General features: G+C 54.1%; 23 protein-coding genes. 17 read left to right on the top strand and 6 right to left on the bottom strand.

Annotated elements, in window-relative coordinates:
- Positions 1–19: 19 nt before the first annotated feature.
- The 4 genes from RRY12_07200 to RRY12_07215 all read right to left on the bottom strand — a co-directional run bounded on the left by RRY12_07200 (position 20) and on the right by RRY12_07215 (position 4,743).
- Positions 20–1,207, bottom strand: coding sequence for a glycine C-acetyltransferase (locus RRY12_07200; GenBank protein MEG2184448.1), 1,188 nt, complete (start codon positions 1,205–1,207; stop codon positions 20–22).
- Between the two features lie 21 nt (positions 1,208–1,228).
- Entirely contained in the window at positions 1,229–2,134 is a 906-nt protein-coding gene (locus RRY12_07205; GenBank protein ID MEG2184449.1) for a GGDEF domain-containing protein, read from the bottom strand.
- 68 nt (positions 2,135–2,202) lie between these two features.
- A complete protein-coding gene (tdh, locus tag RRY12_07210; protein MEG2184450.1) occupies positions 2,203–3,246 on the bottom strand; it encodes an L-threonine 3-dehydrogenase in 1,044 nt (347 codons plus the stop codon).
- Between the two features lie 225 nt (positions 3,247–3,471).
- Positions 3,472–4,743, bottom strand: a complete 1,272-nt coding sequence (locus tag RRY12_07215; protein MEG2184451.1) for a 4Fe-4S binding protein — start codon at positions 4,741–4,743, stop codon at positions 3,472–3,474.
- A 198-nt stretch (positions 4,744–4,941) separates the two neighbouring features.
- Here RRY12_07215 and RRY12_07220 point away from each other — a divergent pair, with 198 nt between their 5' ends.
- The 8 genes from RRY12_07220 (at position 4,942) to RRY12_07255 (ending at position 15,042) form a co-directional block, all read left to right on the top strand.
- Positions 4,942–5,799 (top strand): bifunctional 5,10-methylenetetrahydrofolate dehydrogenase/5,10-methenyltetrahydrofolate cyclohydrolase, encoded by an 858-nt coding sequence (locus RRY12_07220; protein ID MEG2184452.1) that lies wholly within the window; start codon positions 4,942–4,944, stop codon positions 5,797–5,799.
- Positions 5,800–6,067: 268 nt separating this feature from the next.
- Positions 6,068–7,057, top strand: coding sequence for an ABC transporter substrate-binding protein (locus tag RRY12_07225; GenBank protein MEG2184453.1), 990 nt, complete (start codon positions 6,068–6,070; stop codon positions 7,055–7,057).
- Between the two features lie 98 nt (positions 7,058–7,155).
- Positions 7,156–8,256 carry an ABC transporter ATP-binding protein gene (locus tag RRY12_07230; protein MEG2184454.1) on the top strand — a complete coding sequence of 367 codons (1,101 nt, stop codon included), beginning with the start codon at positions 7,156–7,158 and terminating at the stop codon, positions 8,254–8,256.
- Complete coding sequence (locus RRY12_07235; protein MEG2184455.1) at positions 8,249–9,955, top strand: iron ABC transporter permease; 1,707 nt, start codon at positions 8,249–8,251, stop codon at positions 9,953–9,955. Before RRY12_07230 ends, RRY12_07235 begins: the two co-directional genes overlap by 8 nt.
- Before the next feature lie 2 nt (positions 9,956–9,957).
- Entirely contained in the window at positions 9,958–11,016 is a 1,059-nt protein-coding gene (locus tag RRY12_07240; GenBank protein ID MEG2184456.1) for an ABC transporter ATP-binding protein, read from the top strand.
- A gap of 153 nt (positions 11,017–11,169) precedes the next feature.
- Complete coding sequence (locus RRY12_07245) at positions 11,170–12,207, top strand: extracellular solute-binding protein (GenBank protein MEG2184457.1); 1,038 nt, start codon at positions 11,170–11,172, stop codon at positions 12,205–12,207.
- Positions 12,208–12,282: 75 nt separating this feature from the next.
- Positions 12,283–13,380: an ABC transporter ATP-binding protein gene (locus RRY12_07250; protein MEG2184458.1), complete on the top strand. Its 1,098-nt coding sequence runs from the start codon at positions 12,283–12,285 to the stop codon at positions 13,378–13,380.
- Entirely contained in the window at positions 13,381–15,042 is a 1,662-nt protein-coding gene (locus RRY12_07255) for an iron ABC transporter permease (protein MEG2184459.1), read from the top strand.
- A 141-nt stretch (positions 15,043–15,183) separates the two neighbouring features.
- Here RRY12_07255 and RRY12_07260 read toward each other — a convergent pair whose 3' ends face one another.
- On the bottom strand, positions 15,184–15,498 hold the full coding sequence (locus RRY12_07260; GenBank protein MEG2184460.1) for a hypothetical protein: 315 nt from the start codon (positions 15,496–15,498) through the stop codon (positions 15,184–15,186).
- Positions 15,499–15,949: 451 nt separating this feature from the next.
- Here RRY12_07260 and RRY12_07265 point away from each other — a divergent pair, with 451 nt between their 5' ends.
- Complete coding sequence (locus tag RRY12_07265; GenBank protein MEG2184461.1) at positions 15,950–16,156, top strand: hypothetical protein; 207 nt, start codon at positions 15,950–15,952, stop codon at positions 16,154–16,156.
- An 85-nt stretch (positions 16,157–16,241) separates the two neighbouring features.
- The gene (locus tag RRY12_07270) at positions 16,242–17,120 is read left to right on the top strand and encodes a DMT family transporter (GenBank protein ID MEG2184462.1); all 879 of its coding nucleotides are present in this window, start codon (positions 16,242–16,244) and stop codon (positions 17,118–17,120) included.
- A 15-nt stretch (positions 17,121–17,135) separates the two neighbouring features.
- Here the strand turns inward: RRY12_07270 and RRY12_07275 are convergent, their stop codons facing one another.
- On the bottom strand, positions 17,136–17,975 hold the full coding sequence (locus RRY12_07275; protein ID MEG2184463.1) for an aminotransferase class IV: 840 nt from the start codon (positions 17,973–17,975) through the stop codon (positions 17,136–17,138).
- Between the two features lie 151 nt (positions 17,976–18,126).
- Between RRY12_07275 and RRY12_07280 the strand changes: the two genes are divergently transcribed.
- The 7 genes from RRY12_07280 to RRY12_07310 all read left to right on the top strand — a co-directional run bounded on the left by RRY12_07280 (position 18,127) and on the right by RRY12_07310 (position 24,021).
- The gene (locus RRY12_07280) at positions 18,127–18,519 is read left to right on the top strand and encodes an Rrf2 family transcriptional regulator (protein MEG2184464.1); all 393 of its coding nucleotides are present in this window, start codon (positions 18,127–18,129) and stop codon (positions 18,517–18,519) included.
- Between the two features lie 54 nt (positions 18,520–18,573).
- On the top strand, positions 18,574–19,314 hold the full coding sequence (locus tag RRY12_07285; protein ID MEG2184465.1) for a 4Fe-4S binding protein: 741 nt from the start codon (positions 18,574–18,576) through the stop codon (positions 19,312–19,314).
- Positions 19,315–19,465: 151 nt separating this feature from the next.
- Positions 19,466–19,822, top strand: a complete 357-nt coding sequence (locus tag RRY12_07290) for an Hpt domain-containing protein (protein MEG2184466.1) — start codon at positions 19,466–19,468, stop codon at positions 19,820–19,822.
- 136 nt (positions 19,823–19,958) lie between these two features.
- Complete coding sequence (locus RRY12_07295) at positions 19,959–20,366, top strand: Rrf2 family transcriptional regulator (GenBank protein MEG2184467.1); 408 nt, start codon at positions 19,959–19,961, stop codon at positions 20,364–20,366.
- Between the two features lie 71 nt (positions 20,367–20,437).
- Positions 20,438–22,321, top strand: a complete 1,884-nt coding sequence (cooS, locus tag RRY12_07300; GenBank protein MEG2184468.1) for an anaerobic carbon-monoxide dehydrogenase catalytic subunit — start codon at positions 20,438–20,440, stop codon at positions 22,319–22,321.
- Between the two features lie 16 nt (positions 22,322–22,337).
- The gene (locus RRY12_07305; GenBank protein ID MEG2184469.1) at positions 22,338–22,793 is read left to right on the top strand and encodes a 4Fe-4S dicluster domain-containing protein; all 456 of its coding nucleotides are present in this window, start codon (positions 22,338–22,340) and stop codon (positions 22,791–22,793) included.
- Between the two features lies 1 nt (position 22,794).
- Complete coding sequence (locus tag RRY12_07310) at positions 22,795–24,021, top strand: FAD-dependent oxidoreductase (protein MEG2184470.1); 1,227 nt, start codon at positions 22,795–22,797, stop codon at positions 24,019–24,021.
- Positions 24,022–24,131: the final 110 nt, after the last annotated feature.

The following is a 24,131-nucleotide window of genomic DNA, read 5'->3' on the forward strand; positions in this document are numbered from 1 at the left end:
CGCCGACTGATGTTTTCTGTTACAGCGCCATCTCTTTTTTGACTTCGGCGAAGGCCGCTATAGCCTTGTCCAAATCTTCGCGCGTGTGGGCCGCGGATACCTGAGTGCGTATGCGCGCTTTACCCTGAGGCACCACGGGGTAGAAGAAGCCCGTCACGTAGACGCCCTTTTTGAGCAGACGAGAGGCGAACTCCGAGGCCACCTTCGCGTCGTAGAGCATTATCGGGACGATGGGGTGCGTGCCGGGGAGTATGTCAAAGCCAAGCTCGCCCATCTTTTCGCGGAAATATTTTGTGTTCTCATGCACGCGGTCGCGGTACTGCGTGGATTCTTCGAGCATCTTTATCACCTCAAGCGAGGCGCCGCAGATGGCTGGCGCCACCGTGTTTGAGAAAAGGTAGGGGCGGCTGCGCTGGCGAAGCAGGTCCACTATCTCTTTACGCGCGCTGACGTATCCGCCGGACGCGCCTCCGAGCGCCTTTCCCAGCGTGCCGGTTATGATGTCGACGCGGCCCATTACGCCGCAGTATTCCGGCGTCCCCTTGCCGTGCTCGCCCATGAAGCCGACCGCGTGGCTGTCGTCTACCATGACGAGAGCGTCATATTCGTCGGCCGTGTCGCAGATGCCTTTGAGGTTTGCGATGTATCCGTCCATTGAGAAGACGCCGTCTGTTACTATGATCATTTTTTCCGCGCCTGCGGCCTTTGCCGCGTCAAGCTGTTCGCGCAGCGACGCCATGTCGTTGTTCTTGTAGCGGAATTTTTTCGCTTTGCAGAGGCGCACGCCGTCTATGATGCTCGCGTGGTTCAGCTCGTCGCTGATTATCGCGTCGTTTTCGCCAAATAACGGCTCAAAGACGCCGCCGTTTGCGTCAAAACACGAGGAATAAAGTATGGTGTCCTCCGTTCCCAAAAAGCGGCTCACTGCCGCTTCAAGGTCTTTGTGGAGCTGCTGCGTGCCGCAGATGAAGCGCACGGAGGCGAGGCCGTAGCCCCATTTGTCGTAGGCCTCTTTTGCCGCCTTTATGAGGCGCGGGCTGTCGGCCAGCCCTAGATAGTTGTTGGCGCACATGTTGATGACGCCGCTTTTTTCAGTCGTGTCGATTACGTCGCTCTGCGGCGTCGTTATTATGCGTTCGTCCTTGTAGAGGCCCTGTTTTTTTATATCGTCCAGCGTAGCTGCGAATTTGTTTATGGCGCTTTTCATGAAATATCTCTCCCTTGCGGTCTAATAAAAAGCTATTTGGTTTTTTCCGTTTTCCTTTGCCGTATACATAGCTCGGTCGGCCTCTTCGTAAAGAGTCTCGAAGGGCTTTCCGTCGCCTTCGTACATGGCGACGCCGATGCTGCATGTTACGTATATTTCGGAGCCGTCTTCGTCCGCGTGGCGGAACGGCAGTGCTTCAAATATGAGTTTCGTCGTCTTCTCGACTTCGTTTTTGGTTGATATGTTTTTGAGAAGGACGAGGAATTCGTCCCCGCCGACGCGTCCTACGACGTCGTCGCGGCGGAAGTGTCCCTTAAGACGCTGCGCCACTTTTTTTAATATCTCGTCACCGAACGGATGTCCCTTGCGGTCGTTTATCTCTTTGAAGTAGTCGAGGTCCACAAAGAGCAGCGCGTGCCGTTTTTTCGCCTCTTCGCCGCTTATGCTCGCGCGTATCTCATCAATGACGCTTTTTCTGTTCAGCAGGCCGGTGAGCGAATCGACGGCCGCTTTTTGTTTCAGATCTTCAAGCTCCATGCTTGCGGTGACGTCGCGGCCTATTCCGTACATTCCTATCGCCGTGCCGCAGTCATCGTGGATGATGTATTTTGACGTTGAGGAATACCGGCTTTTGCCGTCTGCGGAAAGCGGCAGAGGTTCTATGAAATCAAGTATGGGCGCGCCTATTTCCAGCATGTTCATGTCGTCCTCCCTGTAGCGGGCGGCAAGCTCCGTGTCGAAGAGGTCGTAGTCTGTTTTGCCTTTGATGTCGCAGCGCTCCTTAAGTCCGACAAGATCCGCGAAGCTGCGCGACGCGCCGACATAGTGGAGCGTTGCGTCTTTGATGAAGATCATGTCAGGGGAATTGGCTAAAAAGGATTCAAGCGCGGCTATCAATAACTTATCTTTTTCGGTCAACATTTCCATTTCTATAACCAATCTCCCCTGCGAGTAATATAAATGAGGAGGCCCCAAAACGGGGCCTTTTCGGTAAATTACAGGTTCTGCCAGTCGAGGACGACTTTGCCGGAATGAGCCGAGTTCATCGCCTCAAAGCCCTTTTCAAAGTCGCGCACGTCAAAGCGGTGCGTTATCACCTGGCTGATGTCGAGGCCGCTTTGGAGCATCGTCGTCATCTTGTACCACGTCTCGTACATCTCGCGGCCGTAGATGCCCTTGATGGTGAGGCCGTGGAAGATGACCTTGTTCCAGTCGATTACCGTGCCGGGGTCGCCTATGCCAAGCAGCGCTATCTTTCCGCTGTTGTGCATTACGTCCACCATCCCCGCGAAGGCGGGAGCGCTGCCCGACATTTCAAGGCCGACGTCGAAGCCCTCTTTCATGCCCAGCTCGCGCATGACGTCGCGCATATTTTCCTTGTCCGCGCGGACGGTGCGTGTGGCGCCCATTTTCTTCGCGAGGTCGAGCCTGTAGTCGTTGAGGTCGCTCACGACGACGTTGCGCGCGCCGACGTGGCGGCAGATGGCCGCCGCCATCATTCCTATCGGCCCCGCGCCGGTGATGAGCACGTCCTCGCCGATAAGGTCAAACTGAAGCGCCGTATGCGTCGCGTTGCCAAGCGGGTCGAAGCAGGCGATGATGTCGTCGGGGATGTCCGCGGCGCAGCGCCATACGTTTGTAGTGGGGATCGAAAGATACTGAGCGAAGGCTCCGTCGCGGTTGACGCCGACGCCTATCGTGTTGGGGCAGAAATGGCGGCGCCCCGCAAGACAGTTGCGGCACTCGCCGCAGACGATGTGTCCTTCGCCCGATACGCGCTCGCCTATCTTCCAGCCGCGCACCTGGCTGCCAAGCTCGACTATCTCGCCGACATACTCGTGCCCTATGGTCATGGGAGTTTTTATCGTCTCCTGCGCCCATTCGTTCCAGTTGTAGATGTGAAGGTCTGTGCCGCATATTGCGGTCTTTTTGATTTTGATGAGCACGTCGTTGGGCCCGGGCTGAGGAATATCCACCTCGCGCATCCAGAGGCCGGCTTCCGGCTTTTCCTTTACAAGAGCAAACATTTTACCATTCATAGTGCATTTCCACTCCCATCTTTATATTTACAGAAAAATATTTAGCGACAGGATAGACCGCGGGAGGCCCCGCTCTATCGAATAAATTAAATTATATAACTTTAACGATAAAATGCGAGAGCTTCTCGATAATTTGCCTAAAATATCACTCTTATAAAAGGAAGCTACGAGGCCTTTTTTAAATCGCGGCGTTCTGCGCGTCCGTCAGAGGCCGCCTTTGGCCGGCTATTTTCCGTCTGAGGCGCGGCTTATCATCTTTTCGATGTATCTTGACTTGAGCTGCGCCTGCGCGAAGCTCTTCTGCATCCCCGGCAGCTTCAGCACCGCGCCCAGCACTCCGGCAAGCAGCCTGTGGCTGTAAAGCACCTTGTTGTCGAAGATGAGCTCCTGTAATTTGCCGCGCTCCGTGGCCATCGCTACGATCCTGTGCGTCGTATCAAGCGGCGTTATCAGCCTGTTTTTTCGCGGCGCAAGCTTCAGCGCCTTTGTGGGGCAGTGCTTGACGCAGACGCCGCAGCCGATGCAGCGCTCAGGTATGACGCGGCATTTCTTTTTGCCGTGCGCCTCGGTCGTTTCTATGGCCTCAACCGGGCATATTTTTTCGCATTTGCCGCAGCCGACGCATTCGTTTTCGTCGATGACCGAGATAAAGTTGGAGCAGATCGTCTGCGCCACGCCGAAGCGTTTTATCGCAAGCAGCGCCTCGCAGCAGCAGGAACAGCAGTTGCAGATGAAGTTGACGCGTTGTTTTACGTTTTCGCCGAACTGCACGAGGTTGTGATCGTAGGCCTGCGCAAGCAGGTCTTTGCATTCCGCCGCCTCTATTTTTTTTGCGTGTCCGTGCTTGATGAGCGTTGACGCCGTCGTGTTGAAGGTCATGCAGATGTCCATCGGCGCGTCGCAGACCGTTCCCGCGTGCAGCGCCTTGTGCCGGCAGTAGCACATGCTGACGCCGATCTCCGACGCCGTCTCGATGACGTTTGTCGCGCGTTCGTAGTCCAGCACGTGCAGCGCGTACGCGTCCGGTATCTGCGGCTCCTGCGCGAAGATGCGGCCCATCTGTATCTCTCCGCCGCAGACGAGGTCGCGCATGAAGTCCTCTTCCACCGTTATGTACTGCTGGAAAAGCTCGCTGAGCGTCTTCTGGTCGATGTCGTGACGCACGCGCATCAATGAAAATTCAAAAAAGCCGGCCATCGGCGGCGGTACGGCGTAGACTTGCCGCCCGTCCTGCTCTATGTCGACAAGTATCGCCCTGTCCGCCAGTTCGTCCAGCACCTTCTGCGCCTCGCAGTCGGAGAGCTTCCATATCTCGGCCGCCTGACGCGCGGAAAAGGGTCTGATGGGAAGCTGGGCCATCAGTCCGGCCTCTTTTTCAGTCATCAATATTTTTAAAATGTCGAAGAGCAGCGCGGATTCCGGCGCTCCCTGCGGAAATCTGTTGAGTCTTTCAGTAAGCCTTGTGTAAGGCGAGCCGTGTGTAAGGTTGTGTCCCATTGAAGTACCTCCTGGTACAGAGTATGAATAAATTATAACTCTGAGCGTATGACTGCGCATGATTATTTTTACTTAAATAAAGGAATTTTTAATATTTCATTTTACGGGATATACTTAAATTTGAATTGGCAATAACAGTTATGTTAGAATAAAGTCCTGTAGATTTTTATATTTATTGATTGAAAGATGGAATCAACTATGACTGAGATTTTGAAGGGAAAGCCGGTAATAGATTCGTTGAACCTTCGTCTGCGCCAGAAGACCGACGCCATGCGCGCGGCCGGCGTGAGCCCTACGCTTGCCATAATACGCGTCGGCGAAAACGAGGACGACATGGCCTACGAACGCAACGCGATAAAATGCTGCGAAGAGGCGGGCGTATGCGTGCGCGCGATAAATTTTAGCGCAAGCGCGGCGCAGCACGAAATAATAAAAGAGGTCCGCGAATTGAACGCCGACGACAAAGTGCACGGCGTGCTCATTCTGCGTCCGCTTCCGGTGCACATAAGCGACATAGAGGTCTGCCGCGCGCTCGCGCCGGAAAAAGACGTCGACGGCATCACCGAATATTCAATGGCGGGGCTTTATTCGAATAAAAAAATAGGCTTCGCCCCCTGCACGGCGGAGGCCTGCATCGACATGCTCGACCATTACGGCGTGCCGATAGAGGGACGCCGCGCCGTGGTCGTGGGCCGCAGCTTCGTCGTAGGCAAGCCAGTCTCGATGATGCTGCTTCAGCGCAGCGCCACTGTGACCACCTGCCACACAAAAACAAAAGAGCTGGCCGACCTCTGCCGCGGCGCGGACATCCTCGTAGTCGCCGCCGGCCATCCAAAGCTCATAGGCGCGGAACATTTCGCAAGCGGTCAAGTCGTGCTCGACATCGGAATAAATTTCGACGAGCAAGGCAAAATCTGCGGCGACGTAGACGGCGAGGCCGCCTTGGGCAGAGTCGCGGCTATTACGCCGGTGCCGGGCGGGATTGGCCGAGTCACGACGACGGTGCTTGCAAAACATGTCGTTCAGGCCTGCGCCGCGCTCACGGAAAAATACTGATGATGCTTAAATGAATGTAAAGTTTGTGAAACGATATACAAATGAACCAACATTGCAAAACTAAAACAAAGATATTTTTCTATTTGCCTTTTAATGAATAGCGCATATAATTTAAGCGATATACATACTAATATAAGGTTGTTTTACATTGCCTTTACACAGAATATATATTGGATTAATTTTTGTGCGCAGCCGCTCACAAGCCGCGCGTGAAATTTAATTGGGAGCGACATCCCAGACTATATTATTTTTTTAAGGAGGCAACACCGTGAAGAAGTTTTTTGCAGCAGCCCTACTTGTCTCAATGCTTTTTGTCTCAAGCGCGGCTATGGCGGCGGAGAAGCTCACCGTCTACACATCCATGAAGGACTCCCTTATCGGAGCGCTGAAAGATGAGTTTGTGAAGCAGAACCCCGGAGTGCAGTTTGACGCCTATGTGGCCGGAGCGGGCAAGCTCATGGCCAAAATAGCGGCGGAACGCGAATCGGGCAAGCTCGTAGTCGATGTGCTCTGGCACAGCGAAGTCCCAGACTTCTATCAGCTCAAGAAGGAAGGGGTTCTCCAGCCCTACAAATCACCGAACATGAAGTTTGTCGAAAGCCCCGTCAAGGACCCCGAGGGATATTTCACCCCCGCCCGCAACGGTACGCTCGGCATAGTCTACAACACCCGCTTCATCAAAACAGCTCCAAAGACATGGAAAGACGTTCTTGGCAAGGATTATAAAGACGCATTCGGCGTAGCCGACCCTGCGCTCTCCGGCACCGCGTACGGAAGCGTAGCGGCCCTCACGAAGATCTACGGATGGAAGTACTTTGAAGACGTCCAGAAGAACGGCGGCATCCTGGGCAAGGGTTCCGGCCAGGTCATCGACGACACGGCGATGGGCGACCTCGTTGCCTGCATCGGCGTCGACTACATCACGATGTCAAAGATAAAGAAGGGCGCCACGCTTGCTATGGCTTACCCGAAAGAAACGATAGTTCTGCCGAGCCCCGTAGCCATCATCAAGGGCACGCCGAACCTTCCCGTGGCGAAGAAATTCGTTGACTTCCTTCTTTCAAAGGAAGGCCAGCAGATCATAGCCGACAACTACACGCTGCCCGTAAGAACAGACGTAACGCTTCCGAAGGACAGCCCGCTGCCGAAGCCGCACGCAGCGGTCGTCAACGCCATCAAGCTTGACTTCAAAAACATGTCCTCAGAAAAAGAGGCCACAATCAAGAAGTTCAAGGATGTAATGCGCCCTGGCAAATAGTTCCTCAGAAATATTTGATTTTTCGGGGAAGGCCACACGGTCTTCCCTTAATTTTTCATTGATCATAATAACATCCTCCATGAAAGGAGTTGTCTTTTTTGGCTGAAGTAAAAATTGAACATGTCCGAAAGGGCTATGCAAAAAAAGCAGTTTATAAAGATCTCAACCTGACTATAAACGACGGCGAGTGCTTCACGCTGCTTGGCCCGTCCGGCTGCGGAAAGACCGTCATGCTGCGCATGATAGCGGGCTTTGAGTCTCCGGACGCGGGCACGATAAAGATAGGCGGCGTAATGCAGTCCTCACCGGCAGATAAAATAATGGTGCCCCCGGACGAGCGCTCGCTTGGCGTCGTCTTTCAGGATTACGCCGTGTGGCCCCACATGACCGTCAAAGAGAACATAATCTATCCGCTCAAGATACAGAAGGTAAATGCGAAGGAGGCGGAGGAGAGGACGCGCGAAGCCGTTGAAAGCGTCAACCTCACGGGCCTTGAAAACAGGCTCCCGTCGCAGCTCTCGGGAGGCCAGCAGCAGCGAGTGGCCCTTGCGCGCGCGCTTGTCGCGGAGCCTAAGATAATGCTGCTTGACGAACCTCTGACGAACCTCGACGCGAACCTCCGCGAGGAGATGCGTTTTGAGATACGGGCGCTGCAAAAGAGAAAGGGCGTCACCGTCCTCTATGTAACGCACGACCAGGAGATAGCGCTCGCCATCTCCGACAGGCTCGCGGTGCTCGACCAGAATGGCAACATCTGCCAGATAGGAACGCCCACCGATGTCTTTGAACATCCCGCCAACGCCTTCGTCTTCCGCTTCATGGGCGTAGCGAACATGGTGCCCATCGACATCCGTGACGGCAAAATTTATCCTAAGGGCACGGATTCGGCCATTTCGGAGGTCGTCCCCGACGTCGTTCCTGAAAATCCGATCCTTGGTTGCCGTCCGTCTGACATCGACCTCATCCGAAACCCGGAGCCGGGGATGCCGACCGCCGTCATCAAGCGCGTCAACCTGCTGGGCCCAATCGTCGACCAGCGTCTTGACTTTGCCGGCATGGAGCTGCGCTCCCAGCTTGAAACGCACAAGGCCGTTGACAACGACCTCATCTTTAAAGAGGGCGACAAAGTAGGCATACGCCTCGCGAACCAGCTTCTCTTCGACGCCGCGACTCTGGAAGGAGTGGTTGAAAATGACTAGCGCCGGCAAGAAAAAATTCGGAATGGCCGAGTTCATCTTCATGCTCGCCGTCCTCATCCTCGTCGTAATAGTCGCGCTTCCCGTCATCCTCATCTTCTGGACGTCGTTCATCGTGGACGGACATCTGAACCTAGCCGCCGTTCACAGCGTCATCATGCAGGAGGAGACCTTCCAGGCGCTCAAAATGTCGCTTATGATAGCGGCCTGCGTCACAGTCACCTGTACCTTCGTCGGCACGCTCTTTGCGTGGCTCGTCACAAGGACGGACCTGCCGTTCAAAGAAACGATGAAGGTGCTCTTCACCGTTCCTTTCATGCTTCCGGCCTTCATCGGCGCCCTCGCGTGGAAAATACTGCTTTCGCCGCGCGCCGGCTACATCAACCAGCTGTGGATGGAGATAACGGGGACGCGGCACGCGCTCTTCAACGTCTACGGATTCTGGGGCATCGTCGTCATAGAGACGATGTACCTCTTCCCGTTCGTCTTCATACAGGTGAGCGGGGCTCTTGAGCGCATGGACCCGACTCTTGAGGAATCGGCGCGCATCGCGGGCGCGGGGCTCTTCACCATCACAAGGAAGATAACGATACCGCTCATCATGCCGGCCGTCGTGGCTGGTGCGCTGCTCGTCTGTCTCTACTCGCTCTCGCACTTTGGAACGCCCGCCATCCTGGGCACGGAGGTAGGCATCTATACGATACCGACGATGATCTACGAACTGATACACCAAAGCGCGGGCAGCTTCACGGCCATACGCGCCGCCACGGTGCTCTCCGTCGTACTGGTGCTCTCTGCTGCGATAATCCTCTACGCTCAGAACAAAGTCATCAAGTCGGGGCGTTTTCAGATAATCGCGGGCAAGAGCGTTCGTCCCACGGTGCTGAAACTTCGCGGCCTGCGTATGCCGCTTTTCATCTTCTGCTGCATCTACCTGCTGCTCACGGTCGTCATGCCGACAGTCACCATCTTCCTCGTCGGCTTCCTCAACACCTACGGGCTGCCGCTTGCGCTTGAAAACATGTCGTGGGAAAACTACCGCTACGTGCTGTTTGAGTGGAAGCTTACAAAGGACGCCATCTGGAACTCCACCTATCTGTCGCTCTCCGCTGCGTTCGTTACGATGATAGCGGGCGGCATCATCTCCTACGTGCTTGTCAAGCTCAAAGTGCGCGGCAAGTGGTTCCTTGAATTCCTCGGGCTGCTTCCGTTCTCGCTGCCCGGCACCGTCATCGCGCTCGGCGTCATACTCACGTGGAGCGGACGCTTTGGGATAAACCTCTACAACACGGCGTGGATAATCTTCGTCGCCTACATAGCGCGCTACATGGCCTTCTCGCTCAAATCAAACAGCGCGGCTCTCGAACAGGTGCACGACTCGCTGGTGGAGGCCAGCCGCGCAAGCGGAGCCACGCCGTGGCAGTCGCTGCGCGACATCGTCATCCCGCTCATCCGCCCCGGCATGGTGGCTGCGTTCTTCCTCATATTCCTGCCGGCGCTTCGCGAGCTGACCACCTCCGTTCTGCTTTACGGCCCCACCACGAGAACGATAGGCGTCGCCATCTACACGCTCAATGAAGACGGCGAGACGGTCTATGCCTGCGCCCTTGCCGGCGTCGCGCTGCTGCTCATAGTCGGCGGCGAAATACTTATAAAGCGCTTCTTCGAAAAGAAAAAGCACGCTGACAACGGGGGTGCTTAAAGATGGCATATGTTGAATTAAGGAACGTTACAAAACTTTTCGGCACGGTGCGCGCGGTAGACGCGCTCAACCTCTCCATTGAAAAGGGAGAGTGCTTCTCGTTCCTCGGCCCCTCCGGCTGCGGCAAGACGACGACGCTGCGCATGGTGGCCGGTTTTGAGGACCTTGACGAAGGCGAGATCGAAGTAGGCGGAAAACTCATCTCATCAAAAGAGAAGAATTTTTACATCCCGCCGGAAAACCGCGGCTTCGGAATGGTCTTTCAGGCCTTCGCGGTCTGGCCGCACATGACCGTCTACGACAACGTAGCGTTTCCGCTGAAGATAAAACATCTTTCAAGAAGCGAAGTAGAGGACCGCACGAAGCAGGCGCTTGCAAACACGAACCTCACAAAGCAGGCGCGGCTTTACCCCAACGACCTCTCCGGAGGCGAAAAGCAGCGCATTGCGCTTGCGCGCGCGCTTTCCATCAACCCGGGGCTCCTTCTCCTTGATGAGCCGCTCTCAAACCTTGACCCGCACCTCCGCGAAGAGATGCGCTTTGAGATAAAGGACCTGCAGCGCAAATATGATTTTTCAATCATCTTTGTCACGCACGACCAGTCCGAAGCGATGGCGCTCTCAAACCGCATCATGGTAATGCGCGACGGCAGGACGATGCAGATAGACACGCCGCTTGACATCTACGCGAAGCCGGCCAACCGCTTCGTCTACAGCTTCATCGGCCTCTCAAACTTCGTGCCCGTCGTCTTCCGCGACGGAAAATCGGTAGTAGAAAGCGCGCCTGACGCCGGAGTCGTCTCAAGCGATGTTCCGCCGCAGTTTTCGGCGGCCGGCCACGCAGCCGCGGCCTGCCGCCCCTCTGAGATAAACTTCGTATCAGAAGGAGAGGGCGGAGTGAAGGGCGTCATAATGCGCACGGCCTATCTTGGCGAAATAGTGGACTACATGGTCAAAGTGGGCGAAAGCGAGATACGCGTTCAGAAAGGCCGCCGCGACCCGCGCCATCAAACCGGCGACACCTGTTTCCTGCACTTCCCGAAGATAGTCTGGTACGAATAAAATAAAGGCCCAGTTCGCCGAAAAGACGGCGTTTTGGGCCTTTCTCTTTTTACGGCAGCCTTTAAAAGCTGACTTTTTTGAAATAATTGACACCTAAAATAGGTAGAGCTACAATTAATTGGTTTCTAAAAAAATAAACAGAGGATGAGATCATTGAAGAAAATATCTTTGGTGTTATTGGCGTTAGTAATTGCGTTGACGTCGGCGGTCTGCGCCTTCGCGGCGGAAAACAAGCTGGTCATTTATACGGCGCGCGTGGAGAAGCTCAACAACATCGTCATCGACGGTTTTAAGAAGAAATACAATATCCCAGTAGAAGTTGTGACGGGCGGTTCCGGCGAGATACTCAAGAGAGTACAGGCCGAGGCCGATTCAAAGAATGTCTACGGCGACATCCATTGGGCCGCCGACGAGACGATGCTGACAAACAACGCAAAGCTTTTCCAGGTCTATGTTCCCAAAGAAAATAAAAAAATGATGAAAAATTTCCGCAACGACGGCACCAACGTCTTCAACCCAGCCTTCGCGGAACCGAACGTCGTCATAATCAACACGGACGTCCTTAAAAAGCTTGGAGTCGCCAAAGTTGATTCCTACGCGGACCTTCTCAACCCGAAGCTGAAGGGACACATCATCATGGGCGACCCCGCAAACTCTTCGTCCGCCTTCCAGTGCCTTATCGGGATGCTCTACGGCATGGGGACAAAGCATGACCCGATGTCCCCCGCCGCGTGGAAGTATATCGACAAACTTCTCGTCAACCTCAACGGCAAGCAGGCCAACAGCTCAAGCCAGATATACAAGGGAGTCGCCGCCGGCGAATATGCGGTCGGCCTCAGCTTTGAAGATCCCTGCGTTGAACTAGAGGCAAGCGGAAAATATCCCGTAAAAGTGGTCTATCCTAAAGAGGGCGTCATCTTCCCCGGCCAGTCCGTGCAGATAATAGCCGGCGCGCCGCATCCTGACAACGCCAAAAAATTTGTCGACTACATGCTATCTGCCGAAGTACAGTCGCAGGTAGGACAGCAGATGAATCTGCGCCCGCTGCGCGCCGGAGTCGCGGTCAACACCAAAATGGTCCCCAGCACCAAGATAAAACTTTTCAGCAACTACAGCGCTCCCTATATTGCAAAGACAAAGGCGGAGATACTTTCGACCTTCATGAAGCATGTCGAAGATACAATGGAATAAACAAAACAACCAGCACTGACCGTCAGGGGTCCCGCCGCGCGGGATCCCTGATTTTAGATGAAAGGGCGTATCTTTATGAGCGTTGCCATAACTATCAGCAATGTAAAAAAAATATTTGACAAAAACATCATCATAAACGATCTCTCGCTGGCCGTAAGACCCGGCGAATTTTTCACGCTCCTCGGTCCTTCCGGGTGCGGCAAAACGACGCTGCTTCGCATGATAATAGGATTTAATTCCATCGAAGGCGGAGAAATCAAAATAGACGACAAGGTCATCAACGACGTGCCTACAAATAAACGCAACATGGGAATGGTCTTTCAAAATTACGCGGTCTTCCCCCACATGAGCGTGCGGGACAACGTGGCCTACGGGCTTAAGACCCGCGGAACGCCCGCGCAGCAAAAAAAAGAGATGGTCGACGAAATACTTAAAATAACGCGCATCGAAGAGTACGCCGACCGGATGCCGACGCAGCTCTCCGGCGGCCAGCAGCAGCGCGTGGCGCTTGCGCGCGCCATCGTCATTCATCCTGACGTACTGCTGATGGATGAGCCGCTCTCAAACCTTGACGCAAAGCTTCGCATAGAGATGCGCAACGCAATAAAAAAGATACAAAAACAGATGGGCATAACTACCGTCTATGTGACGCACGACCAGGAAGAGGCGCTTGCCGTTTCAGACCGTATCGCGGTCATGCACGGCGGCATAATCCAACAGATAGATTCTCCAAAAAAAATATACCAGAGGCCGTGCAACCTATTCGTTTCAACCTTCATAGGACTTTCAAACATCCTTGAGGCCACGGTAGAATCACGCGGCGGCGCACGCTTTTTGAGGCTCCATCCTGATTATGCGCCAGAGATGACTACTCTTTGCGACGTACCCGACGGACGCCCGGCGCTTGCCAGCATCCGCCCGGAGGAGTTCAGCGTCTCGGCCGATATGAACTCTGCCGGCATCCCCGCCGTCGTGCGTTCAAGCGTCTTTCTTGGCGTCAACCTCCATTACTTCGTCGAGCTTCCAGACGGCAAAGAGGCGGAGATAATCCAGGAGACCGACCTGAGCGACATGATCCCGGACGGAACTAAAGTGCGGCTCACCGTACATCCGCTAAAAATAAACGTCTTCGACGCCGAACGGAAGCAGACGTTGATACGCGAGGGCGCGTAAATGCTCACCCACGACCGCGGCTTTAATATATGGACGGCCTTCACCGTCGCCATTCTGGCCTTGTTTCTTATATTTGTGGTCTACCCGCTTTCGCTCGTCCTTTATAAAAGCGTCATAGACCCTGTAAGCGGCAGCGTCACCTTCGACCATTTCGTCAGGTTCTTTTCGCGTAAATACTATTTGAATACCATGTACAACAGCTTCAAGGTGACGGTGACGGCGACTCTGATATCGGCCGCTCTGGGCATGCTGATGGCCTATACGACAAGAAGCGTCTGGATAAAGGGAACAAAATATCTTAATATATTCATCGTAATAGCCTATCTTTCACCGCCCTTCATCGGCGCATACGCGTGGGTGCAGCTTCTTGGACGCGCCGGCCTCATAACGCGTTTTATCAACGATTCTTTCGGTACGAACTTTGGCGGCATCTACGGCTTTGCCGGTATTGTGCTGGTCTTCTCGCTTCAGTCCTTTCCGTTGGTCTACATGTATGTCTCGGGCGCGCTCCAAAATATGGACAACTCTCTCAACGAGGCGGCGGAAAGCCTTGGTGCCTCCAATTTTGAGCGAATGAAGGATATAATTTTGCCGCTGGTGCTGCCGACCATGCTCGCAAGTTCTCTTCTTGTTTTCATGAGAGTCTTTTCCGATTTTGGAACGCCGATGCTGATAGGCGAGGGGTACAGGACCTTTCCGACGGTGCTCTACAGCCAGTTTATGGGCGAGGTCTCAAACGACGACTTCTTTTCTGCGGCGCTTTGCGTAATAATCATCGCCTTCACGCTGCTCTTCTTCTTTTTGCAGAGGTACATCGCGCGCCGCCACACCTACCACATGAGCGCGCTGAAGCCGATGCTGCCGAAACGAGTGAAGCCGTTAAAAAGTTTTTTATGCCATTGCTTCGTCTATCTGGTGGTCTTTCTCGGGATGCTGCCGCAGCTGACGGTCCTTGTCACCTCATTTCTTGAGGAGAACACGGCGCACATGTTTACAAGCAAACTTACTTTAATCAACTATATCAACACGATCTTCAGCAAGAACAGCAAGGTCGTCGCCAATACCTACCTGTACGGCATCTCGGCTATCGCGATCGTAGTGGTCTGCGGAGTGCTCATCTCCTATCTTGCGGAACGCAAGCGGTCATTCCTCACGTCAACGGTCGACACTCTGACGATGCTGCCCTATATAATCCCAGGCTCCGTCTTGGGCATCGCCTTTTTGTACGCCTTCAACGTTCCGCCTCTTATGTTGAGCGGCACGGCGCTCATAATAATAATCTCCCTCTCAATACGCAGGATGCCGTACACCATACGCTCATGCAACGCCACAATAGGGCAGATAAGCCCAAGCGTGGAGGAGGCGGCGGTGAGCCTCGGCGCAAGCGAACTTCGCTCATTTTGGGAGATAACCATCCCAATGATGCTTCCCGGAGTTCTGGCGGGCGCCATTATGAGCTGGGTCACCGTCATAAGCGAGCTTTCGTCGTCAATAATACTCTACAGGGCGGCTACGCAGACGCTTACGGTCTCAATATACGTTGAGGTCATCCGTTCCAACTTCGGAAACGCGGCCGCGTATTCGTCGATACTTACGCTCACCTCCGTGCTTTCGCTCCTTTTATTCTTTAAACTTTCTGGGCGCAGAGAGATAAGTATTTAAAGACAGGCGCAGGCCTGAGGAGGCCTGCGGCGCAGATGAACGTTTACGAGTTGAGGTAAATAGTTATAAGGCGTGTCTGTAGAAATTATGCGTCTGTGAACAGTACGAAGCCGCGAAAGAGAGGCCCGCTTTCGCGGCTTTTTATTTTTCTTCGTCTTCGTGGTGCAGTTCAAAGGTGCAGGCGTCCAGCAATCCTTTGACGGCGGAGCGTTCGCCTTGATTCATTTTCTTGAACTGTCTTTTAAGCGCGTTGTAGGCCTGCGCAAGAAAAAGTATAGCGGGCTCTTCCTCGCCGCCAGCAGATGACGCGGCGGATAAGAATTTTGCGGCGCGGCAGAGCGGGGCGGGGTCGTCGATTTCGCCCACGAGCCATGAGACAGATGTATCCAGTTCTCGCGCTAGAAGAAGTTTTGTAGCGTCGTCCGGTTCGTTGATGTCATTTTTCCACCTGGACATGGTGGCGCTAGTTACTCCCATACTGTCGAGAAGCGTTTTGGTTTTTATATGAAGTTGCTCTTGTCTATGGCTTATTCGTTCTCCTATCATAATATCTTTGATAATACTTAAAACGTAATAGCAAAACAAGAGCGCAGAACGTAAGTAAGTTGCTTTAAGTGAAATAAATTCTTGACTATTTACTTTATGCGTAATAGTATTGGCCTATTGAGCTTGTGGACGTAATAAAGCTTAGTATTTGCGTTATTGCCGCGATGCGCGCCGTATTAAATTTTGCTTTGGCCGTTATGGCAGTACGCTATGCGCAATAAACGTTTTTTGCAGCGCACTTGTAAGTAATATACGCATTACGTAACATATAAACGCAGAACGTAGGCGCCGGGCAGCGCGCGGGGACGTATAGCATGAAGCGTCCACGCGCGGCGCGCGGCGGGAATAAGGGGGCAACAATATGCAGGAAAACAGAACGCCTTGCGGCGCGTCTTTGAATCGTATGACAAGTGAATTGACGGAGGCTAGAAGATCTGTCGGTTTGCTGATGGACAAGTTCGACGTCCACGACGATCATGATACGGCGTGGGTGGAGTGCTGCAGGCTGCGCGACATCGTCATACGCCTCACCGCGGACGTGGAGAGTTTCAAAAAAAGCCTCTCGTAAGGCAGTACTTATAAAAATAAAGCTACGGTGCTATCATAGAGGCGCTTTTACAGTTATTCTTTAAAAAAAGAAGGCGGGCGCCCTGATGATTTATGGAATATTCTTAAGCCTCCTCACCTGTCTGTGCTGGGGAAGCACCTCTTTCTTACTGCGCGGCATAAACAGACTCGACGCCTCGGAGATGTCGTTTATGCGCGCGTCCGGCGGTCTGCTCTGCGGCCTCTTTTTATTGATTTTTTCACACGCCGGCCTCTCTCAATCTTTAAAACTCTCGGATATCCTCGTCTTTATAGCGCTTGTGCTGTGCAACAACGTCATAGGCGACGTCTTTTTATTTTTTGCGCTGCATCGGCTGGGCGTCGCGCGCGGCGCGGCCATTTCAAGCTCGTACCCTATCCCGGTGGCTCTCGCCTCGTCTCTTTTTTTCGGCGCGAAGCTGTCGTTTCCCGTCGTGGCCGGCACAGTCGCGGTCGTGGCAGCCGTAGCGCTGCTTTGTCATTCAAAAAAGAGCGAGGGCGGCCTTTCTGTCTCCGGCCTCGTCTACGCCGTGCTTGCCTGCCTGTTTTGGGCGGCAGGCCTTCTTTTTAACAAACAGCTCGTGGTGGCGGGGCTTGCTCCAATAACGATCGTCCTTGGGCGCGGCGTCGCCTTTTTTACGATAGCTTTCGCTATCTGGCTCGCCAGGCTCGCCTTTGTGAAGAACGACATGAGTTCGTGGCGCAGGCTGCGCTCCAAAGAGGCGCTCATGGGCCTCCTTGCCGGCATATTGTCGCTGGGCTTTGGCGCGTGGCTCTATTCATCGGCGCTGGAATATGTGGCGCCCGCGGTGGCGACTACGATAGGCGGCGCGAACCCGATCGTCGCCACAGTATTTGCCCTGGTCATATACAAAGAAAAGGTCCGTCCGCTGCAATGGGCGGCAATAGCCTTGGCAGCGGGCGGATCTGTTTTAGTGACCTTTTAGCGGCGAGCGCCGCGTCTAGGAAAGCCAGCGCGCCTGATTGAGCAGGAATATCCTTTGCAGATGCTGCGAGACGGGGCCCGGTTTGCCGTTTCCGATCTGCTGTCCGCCCACTCTCACGACTGGCAGCACCTCTTTCACGGAGCCTGTGATGAAGGCTTCGTCGGCCAACGCCAGCTCCTCTTCGCGCGGGCAGCGTTCCTCCACCTCGAAACCGTTTTCACGCGCAAGCGTTAAGATAATGTCGCGCGTCACGCCTTTGAGCACTTTGCCCACCGGCGCCGTGATGAGCTTTCCGTCTTTGCAGATGAAGAAGTTGCTGCTCATGGCCTCTGTGATCTCGCCCTCGGGTGTGATGTAGAGCGTCTCAAAGTTTGACTTCTGCGCCTTTGAAAGCGGGATGAGGCCGAACAAATAATTTGTGCTCTTGATGAGCGGGAAGGGACGCGCTATGCGATTCGGTTCCAGCGTGATGCCGTTTTTCTTTTCGTCCTCTGTCGGTTTGTGCACCTCGTCGAAGATGACGAAGAAACGCGGTTCAGGAAAGGAGCCCTTGTTGTTGATGTCTCCGCCCGTTATATATGGCTTCACGAGGCCGTCGAAATTTTTATGCTCGGGCAGAGCAAGCCCCTCGCGGATTATCTCGGGAAGTTTTTTTATTATTTCGCGGGCCTCTATGCCTGAGCCCTCGGCGCTGCCTGCAAGACGTTCCAGATGCTGCGTCATCGCAAACGGCGAGCCTTCGTATATCCTTACTGATTCAAATGTCCCAATGCCGCGCTGGATGGACATGTCGGTCATGGGCAGCGCGCATTCCGAAAGCGGCGCGAATTTGCCGTCGTAATAACAAAGTGCCAATTTATATACCCTCTTTCCCATTTTATGCTAGAAGTATAACGCAAAACAATAGATTGACAAGCCGACTATTTCGCTTGCGTAAATCTCGTCCGTCATATAAAATCATCACGTAATTAAGTATTGCAATGCGTAAAAGAAAGTGGGATGTTTTATGGCAAAGATTGTTGGTTTCAGCGAAGCCGGTTATATTGCTCTTCACTGCATGATGCTGATGGCGGAGAATGGACAGCGTCTCTTGTCGGTCAAGGAGATGGCCTCTTCGCTCAAAGTTTCCGAGGCGCATCTTGCGAAGGTGGTGCTGTGGCTCGCAAAGGCGGAGCTGATAAAGACGACGCGGGGCCCGAAGGGCGGAGCGGTGCTTGCGAGAGCGCCGCAGGATATCTCCTTTCTTGAAATAATCGAGGCGATAGACGGCCCGGTGCGCAGCCCCGGCTGCGTCTTCGGCCACAGCGAGTGCGTATATAAGGAATGTATCTTCGGAGATTTTATCTCCCACATGACGGACGAGGCGGCTAAGTGGCTCGCCGAAAAGAAGCTGGCGTAACTCCGCGCCTTTCGTCTTTCGTAAAAATACAATTAAAGAGGGGAAGCAGCTCCAATGAGAAAAATAATCCAGATCGATGATGAAAAATGCGACGGCTGCGGCGTATGCGCCAACGCCTGTCACGAACGCGCCATTGAGATAGTAGACGGCAAGGCGCGCCTTGTAAAAGAAAGCTACTGCGACGGGCTTGGCGACTGCATCGGCGAATGTCCGAAAGACGCGATCTCATTTGTGATGCGCGACGCCGAGGCCTACGACGAGGCGGCGGTGAAAAAACGTATCGCGGAGACCATAGCTCCTAAAGGCGGGCGCACGGGCTGTCTCGGCTCTGAGGTCAGACAGTTCCGCCGCGAATGGAAGGATAATTTCGTCTACCCAAACGGCGACCGCGTTGAAATAAACGCCTCCGAGCTGACCAACTGGCCGGTGCAGCTTGCGCTCGTTCCAACGGACGCGCCGTATCTCAAGGGAGCGAATCTTCTGCTTGCGGCGGACTGCACCGCCTTCGCCTACGCTGAGTTCCACAAGCGCATCCTAAACGGACATGTCGCGCTTATTGGCTGCCCGAAGCTTGACGACAGCGCCTTTTATCTTGAAAAGCTCACCGAGATATTTAAAATAAACAGACCGCGCGAAATTACGGTGGCCTATATGGAGGTGCCCTGCTGCGCCGCGCTGGTGCGCATAACGCACGAGGCGATGGAGCGCGCCGAGCTGCACGTCGTCCTAAAGCTCATAAAGCTGTCGCTGAACGGCGGCTTTATGGAAATAAAAACTATAGAGCCGAAAAAATAAAAGGCTCCGCGTGAAAGCGGCCATAAAAAAATTGCCGTTCTAATTGTCATCTCGAAATATAACGGCAATTTTAACGATTGTTTCACGCCGAATATATGTAGAATAACAAAGTAATAATATAAATACTGTATTCGGACGTGGAGGTCTGTTAATGAAACAATTATTTGACGCGTTGGGGAAATGGGGCTGCAATGTCGACGACGCCCTCGTAAGACTTTTGGGCGACGAGGAGCTTTATATCGACTGCCTCGAAAGCGTTCAGTGCGACCCTGCATTTTATGCTCTTGGGGACGCGCTGCGCGCGGGCGATAAAGAATCGGCCTTTGAAAACGCCCACACGCTGAAGGGCGTGCTCGGAAACCTCAGCCTCACGCCCCTTTCCGTCACCGTCTCAGAAATGGTGGAGCCGCTGCGCGGCGGCAGCGACGACGGCCTGATGCCGGTCTATGAACAACTGATGGCACAGCGGAAGGAACTTGAAGATATTTTGAGCCAGTACAAAAAATAAAACCCTCCCACGCACCGCGGCCTGCAACTTAGGCCGCGATTTTTATTATTTTATAGTTGATAATTTATATCCACTATGTTATTATTCTCGCATAATAAATGAATGATACAAGACGATATAAAAGGAGGGGCTTTGGATGATGATGACGCGGGAAACAGATTATGCTGTGCGCATTCTGCGCGCTCTCTCTTCGTCACCTCGGCTCTCGCTGCGCCAGATATGCGCCTCTGAACTGATTCCGGTGCAGTTCGCCTACAAGATATTAAAAAAACTGGACAAAGGCGGCTACGTGGAGGTTTTTCGCGGCGCAGAGGGCGGATGCAGCCTTAAGGCGGATCTTTCCTCCGTCACTCTCTACGACCTTCTTGCCTGTATCAACGAAGAATTTCTTATCAACGCCTGCATGTCGCCGTCTTACGACTGCCAGTGGCGCAAAAGCCGCTGCGGGACATGCCGCGTTCACGACAACCTTAAAAAAATACAATTTACCATTGATGAAGAATTAAAAAAACATACTCTCGACGAGTTGCTCAACTTGCCGTAAATTTTTTTGCGGCTTAACTGGACAAAAAATATCTAATATATTCGCCGGATTACGGCGGGGGAGGAAATTTAATGAATCAGTGTTTTGGATGCAACACCTGCAAAAGCGCCGACAAGCCGCTTGAAGATTTTATTCGCTCACTTCCTATGGAGACCTCTCATCACAGGGTCGAGGGACAGTCCGTCAAATGCGGCTTCGGCCTCCAGGGCGTCTGCTGCCGCCTCTGCTCAAACGGCCCGTGCCGCATCACGCCGAAGGGCCCCAAGGGCATCTGCGGGGCGACGGCGGACGTGATAGTAGCGAGGAACTTTCTGCGCGCAATAGCGTCGGGCTCCGGCTGCTACATACACGTTGTGGAGAACACGGCGTGGAACTTAAAGAACACGGCGCTCTCAAAGGGCGTCATCAAAGGCGAAAAAACGCTTGACCGGCTTGCGCGACTTTTTGGCATAACGGCGGCCGACAAATACGAGCGCGCGCTTGCGGTGGCGGAGGCCGTGCTTGCCGACATCTACAAACCGGAGCACGAAAAGATGGAACTTGTCAAAAAGATGGCCTACGCGCCGCGCTTCGCCAACTGGGAAAAGCTGAACATACTGCCGGGAGGCGCAAACGCGGAAATTGTAAAGGGCGTCGTAAAATGCTCCACAAATCTCAACTCCGACCCGGTGGATATGCTGCTTTCCTGCCTTAAGCTAGGCATCTCGACGGGCCTCTACGGCCTCACTCTGACAAACCTTTTGAACGACGTGATGCTGGGCGAGCCGGAGATACGTCTTGCGCCGGTGGGCCTTAGCGTCATAGACCCGGATTATATAAATATCATGATAACGGGCCATCAGCACTCATGCTTCTCATATCTGCAAGACAGGCTCATTGAGCCGGAGGTGGCGGCAAAGGCAAAGGCCGCGGGCGCTTCTGGCTTCCGCCTCGTTGGATGCACCTGCGTCGGGCAGGACCTTCAGCTTCGCGGCGCGCATTACGAAGAGGTCTTCGTGGGGCACGCCGGCAACAACTACACCTCCGAAGCCGTGCTTGCCACAGGCGCGATAGACGCGGTGCTCTCTGAGTTCAACTGCACTCTGCCCGGCATCGAACCTATATGCGACGAGCTTAAGATAAAACAGATATGCCTTGACGATGTGGCGAAAAAATCCAACTCGGAGTACATGCCCTTCGTCTTTGAAAGCCGCAAAGAGGACAGCGACAGAATAATTGATAAAATAATCGACGCCTACAAAGAACGCAGAGGCTGCGTGGCGCTCGACCTTCAGCCGGAGCACGGCAACAGCGATACTCTCACCGGAGTCTCCGAAGTCTCTCTTAAAAATTTCTTGGGCGGCGACTGGAAGCCTCTCATCGACCTCATCGTCTCCGGCGATATAAAGGGCGTGGCCGGCGTCGTCGGCTGCTCAAACCTCACCTTCGGCGGCCACGACGTGCTGACGGTGGAGCTTACGAAAGAGCTTATCAAGCGTGACATCATCGTCCTCTCGGCGGGCTGCTCGTCGGGCGGCCTTGAAAACTGCGGGCTTATGCGCCCAGAGGCGGCGAAGCTCGCAGGGCCGAAGCTGCGCGCGGTCTGCGAGAAGCTTGGCATCCCGCCCGTTCTGAACTTCGGGCCGTGCCTCGCCATCGGACGGCTTGAGATAGTGGCGACGGAACTTGCAGAGGCGCTTGGCATAGACCTCCCGCAGCTTCCGCTTGTGCTCTCCGCGCCTCAGTGGCTAGAGGAACAGGCGCTTGCGGACGGAGCCTTCGGCCTTGCACTCGGCCTTCCGCTGCATCTGGGAGAAGCGCCGTTCATCACGGGAAGCAAAGTTGTGGTCGATGTGCTCACGGAAAGCATGAAAGAGCTTACTGGCGGACAGGTGATAATCGAGCCGGACGCGGCGCTTGCGGCCGATAAGCTTGAAAATATAATACTCGGCAAACGCGCCGGCCTCAACATCTGAAGGGAGGCGTGCCTCTATGAAACGGATATTCATTGACGCGGACAAGTGCGACGGCTGCATGAACTGCTCGCTCGCCTGTATGAACGCACACCGCGGGGACGGCGGAAACAGCATCTACACGCTTGAGATAACGAACGTTGTGAACGAAAGCCGCAACTTCATAATGCAGGATGAGCATAAAAACTACAGGCCAGTATTCTGCCGTCACTGCGCGGAGCCGATGTGCGTAGTGAGCTGCATGAGCGGCGCTATGAGCAAAGACGCAAAGAGCGGGCTTGTCCTTTACGACGAAAAAAAATGCGGCGCCTGCTTTATGTGCGTCATGAACTGCCCCTACGGAGTGCCGAAGCCGGATGTCGCTACGCGCTCCAAAGTGATAAAATGCGATTTCTGTTCTGACAAGGCGGACGGGCCGAGCTGTGTGAAGGCCTGTCCGAAAGAGGCCATCCACGTAGAGGAGGTCGACGAGTAAGATGAAACATCTGATAATCGGAGTATCCGCGGCGGGCATCGCCGCGGCGAAGACGATACGGGCGCTGCGGCCGGACGACGAAATAGTGATGGCCGCGAAGGATAAAGAGGTTCATTCGCGCTGTATGCTGCATCATTTCATCGGCGGCGCGAAGTCAGCCGAGGAGATAAACTTTGCGGGCGCGGACTTCTTTGAAAAAAACAATATAAAGTTTCTGGCGGACGAGGAGATAACGGCGGTGACGCCGCAGAAGAATTGCGCGCTGGGCGCGCGATCCGGCGAGATTACCTACGACACTCTGCTCATCACCACCGGCGCGCGGTATTTTATACCGCCGATACAGGGCTTTCGTGAGGCGAAAAACGTATTCGGACTGCGCGACCTCTCTGACGCGCGCAGGATAGACGACGCGGCGAAGGGCGCCGCCGAGTGCGTCATAGTAGGCTCCGGCCTTGTAGGGCTTGACGCGGCCTACGCGCTCTGCGAACGCGGCGTAAAGTGCCGCATCGTCGAGATGGAAGACCGCATTTCTCCGTTGCAGCTTGACAAGACGGCCGCCGCGCCCTATCAGAAATTCTTTGAAGAGGCCGGGTGCGAGTTTTATCTTTCAAAGCGCGCCTGCGGAATGGAGATGGACGACGCGGGAAACGCGACGCACGTGCTGCTTGAAAGCGGCGAAAGGCTGCCTTGCGCCTTCGTCGTCGTCACGGCGGGAGTGCGCCCGAACGTTGAGTTTTTGGACGGAAGCGGGATAACCGTAGACAGATGCGTTAAGGTCGACGACTACATGCGCACGAACGTTGAAAATATATGGGCGGCGGGCGACGTGGCTGGCCTTTCCGGAATATGGCCGAACGCCGCGCTACAGGGCGAGACGGCGGCGAAGAACATCTGCTGTGGGTGCGTCAAATATACGGACCGCTACGCCATGAAGAACACGATGAATTTCTTCGGCCTTACAACGCTCTCACTTGGGCCAAATTCCGCGGAACCCGGCGACGAAGTCATAATAAACGAATGCCGCACCTCGTACATGAAGGCGATAGTCCGCGACGGGCGCGTGATACATCTCACCATACAGGGAGACATCTCAAACACCGGTTTCTGGCAGGAGCTTGTAAAGCGCGGCGTCAAAGTCCGCAAAGAGGCGCGCGCCTTAAGCCGCCTCAGCTACGCGGACTTCTGGAACTGCGACGAAAAGAGCGGAGAATATCTCTGGGCAAAATAACGCAAAATCGTAAGACGGTACAGCATTTATTGTAGGCGGCGTTGATTTTTTTCAAAAAAGTGCTACAATTCAAATGCTAATTCAGGAGAAATAACTGGAAGAGTGGGGTG

The organism is Cloacibacillus sp. (assembly GCA_036655895.1).
In the GTDB taxonomy this organism is placed as follows: Bacteria; Synergistota; Synergistia; order Synergistales; family Synergistaceae; genus JAVVPF01.

What these genes read in the sequence shown, in the direction of transcription:
- RRY12_07285 (MEG2184465.1), top strand. Translation starts at nt 18,574, where the DNA reads ATGAGAAAAATAATCCAGATCGATGATGAAAAATGCGACGGCTGCGGC.
- RRY12_07215 (MEG2184451.1), bottom strand. Translation starts at nt 4,743, where the DNA reads ATGGGACACAACCTTACACACGGCTCGCCTTACACAAGGCTTACTGAA.
- RRY12_07295 (MEG2184467.1), top strand. Translation starts at nt 19,959, where the DNA reads ATGATGATGACGCGGGAAACAGATTATGCTGTGCGCATTCTGCGCGCT.
- RRY12_07305 (MEG2184469.1), top strand. Translation starts at nt 22,338, where the DNA reads ATGAAACGGATATTCATTGACGCGGACAAGTGCGACGGCTGCATGAAC.
- RRY12_07310 (MEG2184470.1), top strand. Translation starts at nt 22,795, where the DNA reads ATGAAACATCTGATAATCGGAGTATCCGCGGCGGGCATCGCCGCGGCG.
- RRY12_07260 (MEG2184460.1), bottom strand. Translation starts at nt 15,498, where the DNA reads ATGTCCAGGTGGAAAAATGACATCAACGAACCGGACGACGCTACAAAA.
- RRY12_07200 (MEG2184448.1), bottom strand. Translation starts at nt 1,207, where the DNA reads ATGAAAAGCGCCATAAACAAATTCGCAGCTACGCTGGACGATATAAAA.
- cooS (MEG2184468.1), top strand. Translation starts at nt 20,438, where the DNA reads ATGAATCAGTGTTTTGGATGCAACACCTGCAAAAGCGCCGACAAGCCG.
- RRY12_07250 (MEG2184458.1), top strand. Translation starts at nt 12,283, where the DNA reads ATGAGCGTTGCCATAACTATCAGCAATGTAAAAAAAATATTTGACAAA.
- RRY12_07280 (MEG2184464.1), top strand. Translation starts at nt 18,127, where the DNA reads ATGGCAAAGATTGTTGGTTTCAGCGAAGCCGGTTATATTGCTCTTCAC.
- RRY12_07265 (MEG2184461.1), top strand. Translation starts at nt 15,950, where the DNA reads ATGCAGGAAAACAGAACGCCTTGCGGCGCGTCTTTGAATCGTATGACA.
- RRY12_07205 (MEG2184449.1), bottom strand. Translation starts at nt 2,134, where the DNA reads ATGGAAATGTTGACCGAAAAAGATAAGTTATTGATAGCCGCGCTTGAA.
- RRY12_07270 (MEG2184462.1), top strand. Translation starts at nt 16,242, where the DNA reads ATGATTTATGGAATATTCTTAAGCCTCCTCACCTGTCTGTGCTGGGGA.
- RRY12_07235 (MEG2184455.1), top strand. Translation starts at nt 8,249, where the DNA reads ATGACTAGCGCCGGCAAGAAAAAATTCGGAATGGCCGAGTTCATCTTC.
- RRY12_07290 (MEG2184466.1), top strand. Translation starts at nt 19,466, where the DNA reads ATGAAACAATTATTTGACGCGTTGGGGAAATGGGGCTGCAATGTCGAC.
- RRY12_07220 (MEG2184452.1), top strand. Translation starts at nt 4,942, where the DNA reads ATGACTGAGATTTTGAAGGGAAAGCCGGTAATAGATTCGTTGAACCTT.
- RRY12_07240 (MEG2184456.1), top strand. Translation starts at nt 9,958, where the DNA reads ATGGCATATGTTGAATTAAGGAACGTTACAAAACTTTTCGGCACGGTG.
- RRY12_07255 (MEG2184459.1), top strand. Translation starts at nt 13,381, where the DNA reads ATGCTCACCCACGACCGCGGCTTTAATATATGGACGGCCTTCACCGTC.
- tdh (MEG2184450.1), bottom strand. Translation starts at nt 3,246, where the DNA reads ATGAATGGTAAAATGTTTGCTCTTGTAAAGGAAAAGCCGGAAGCCGGC.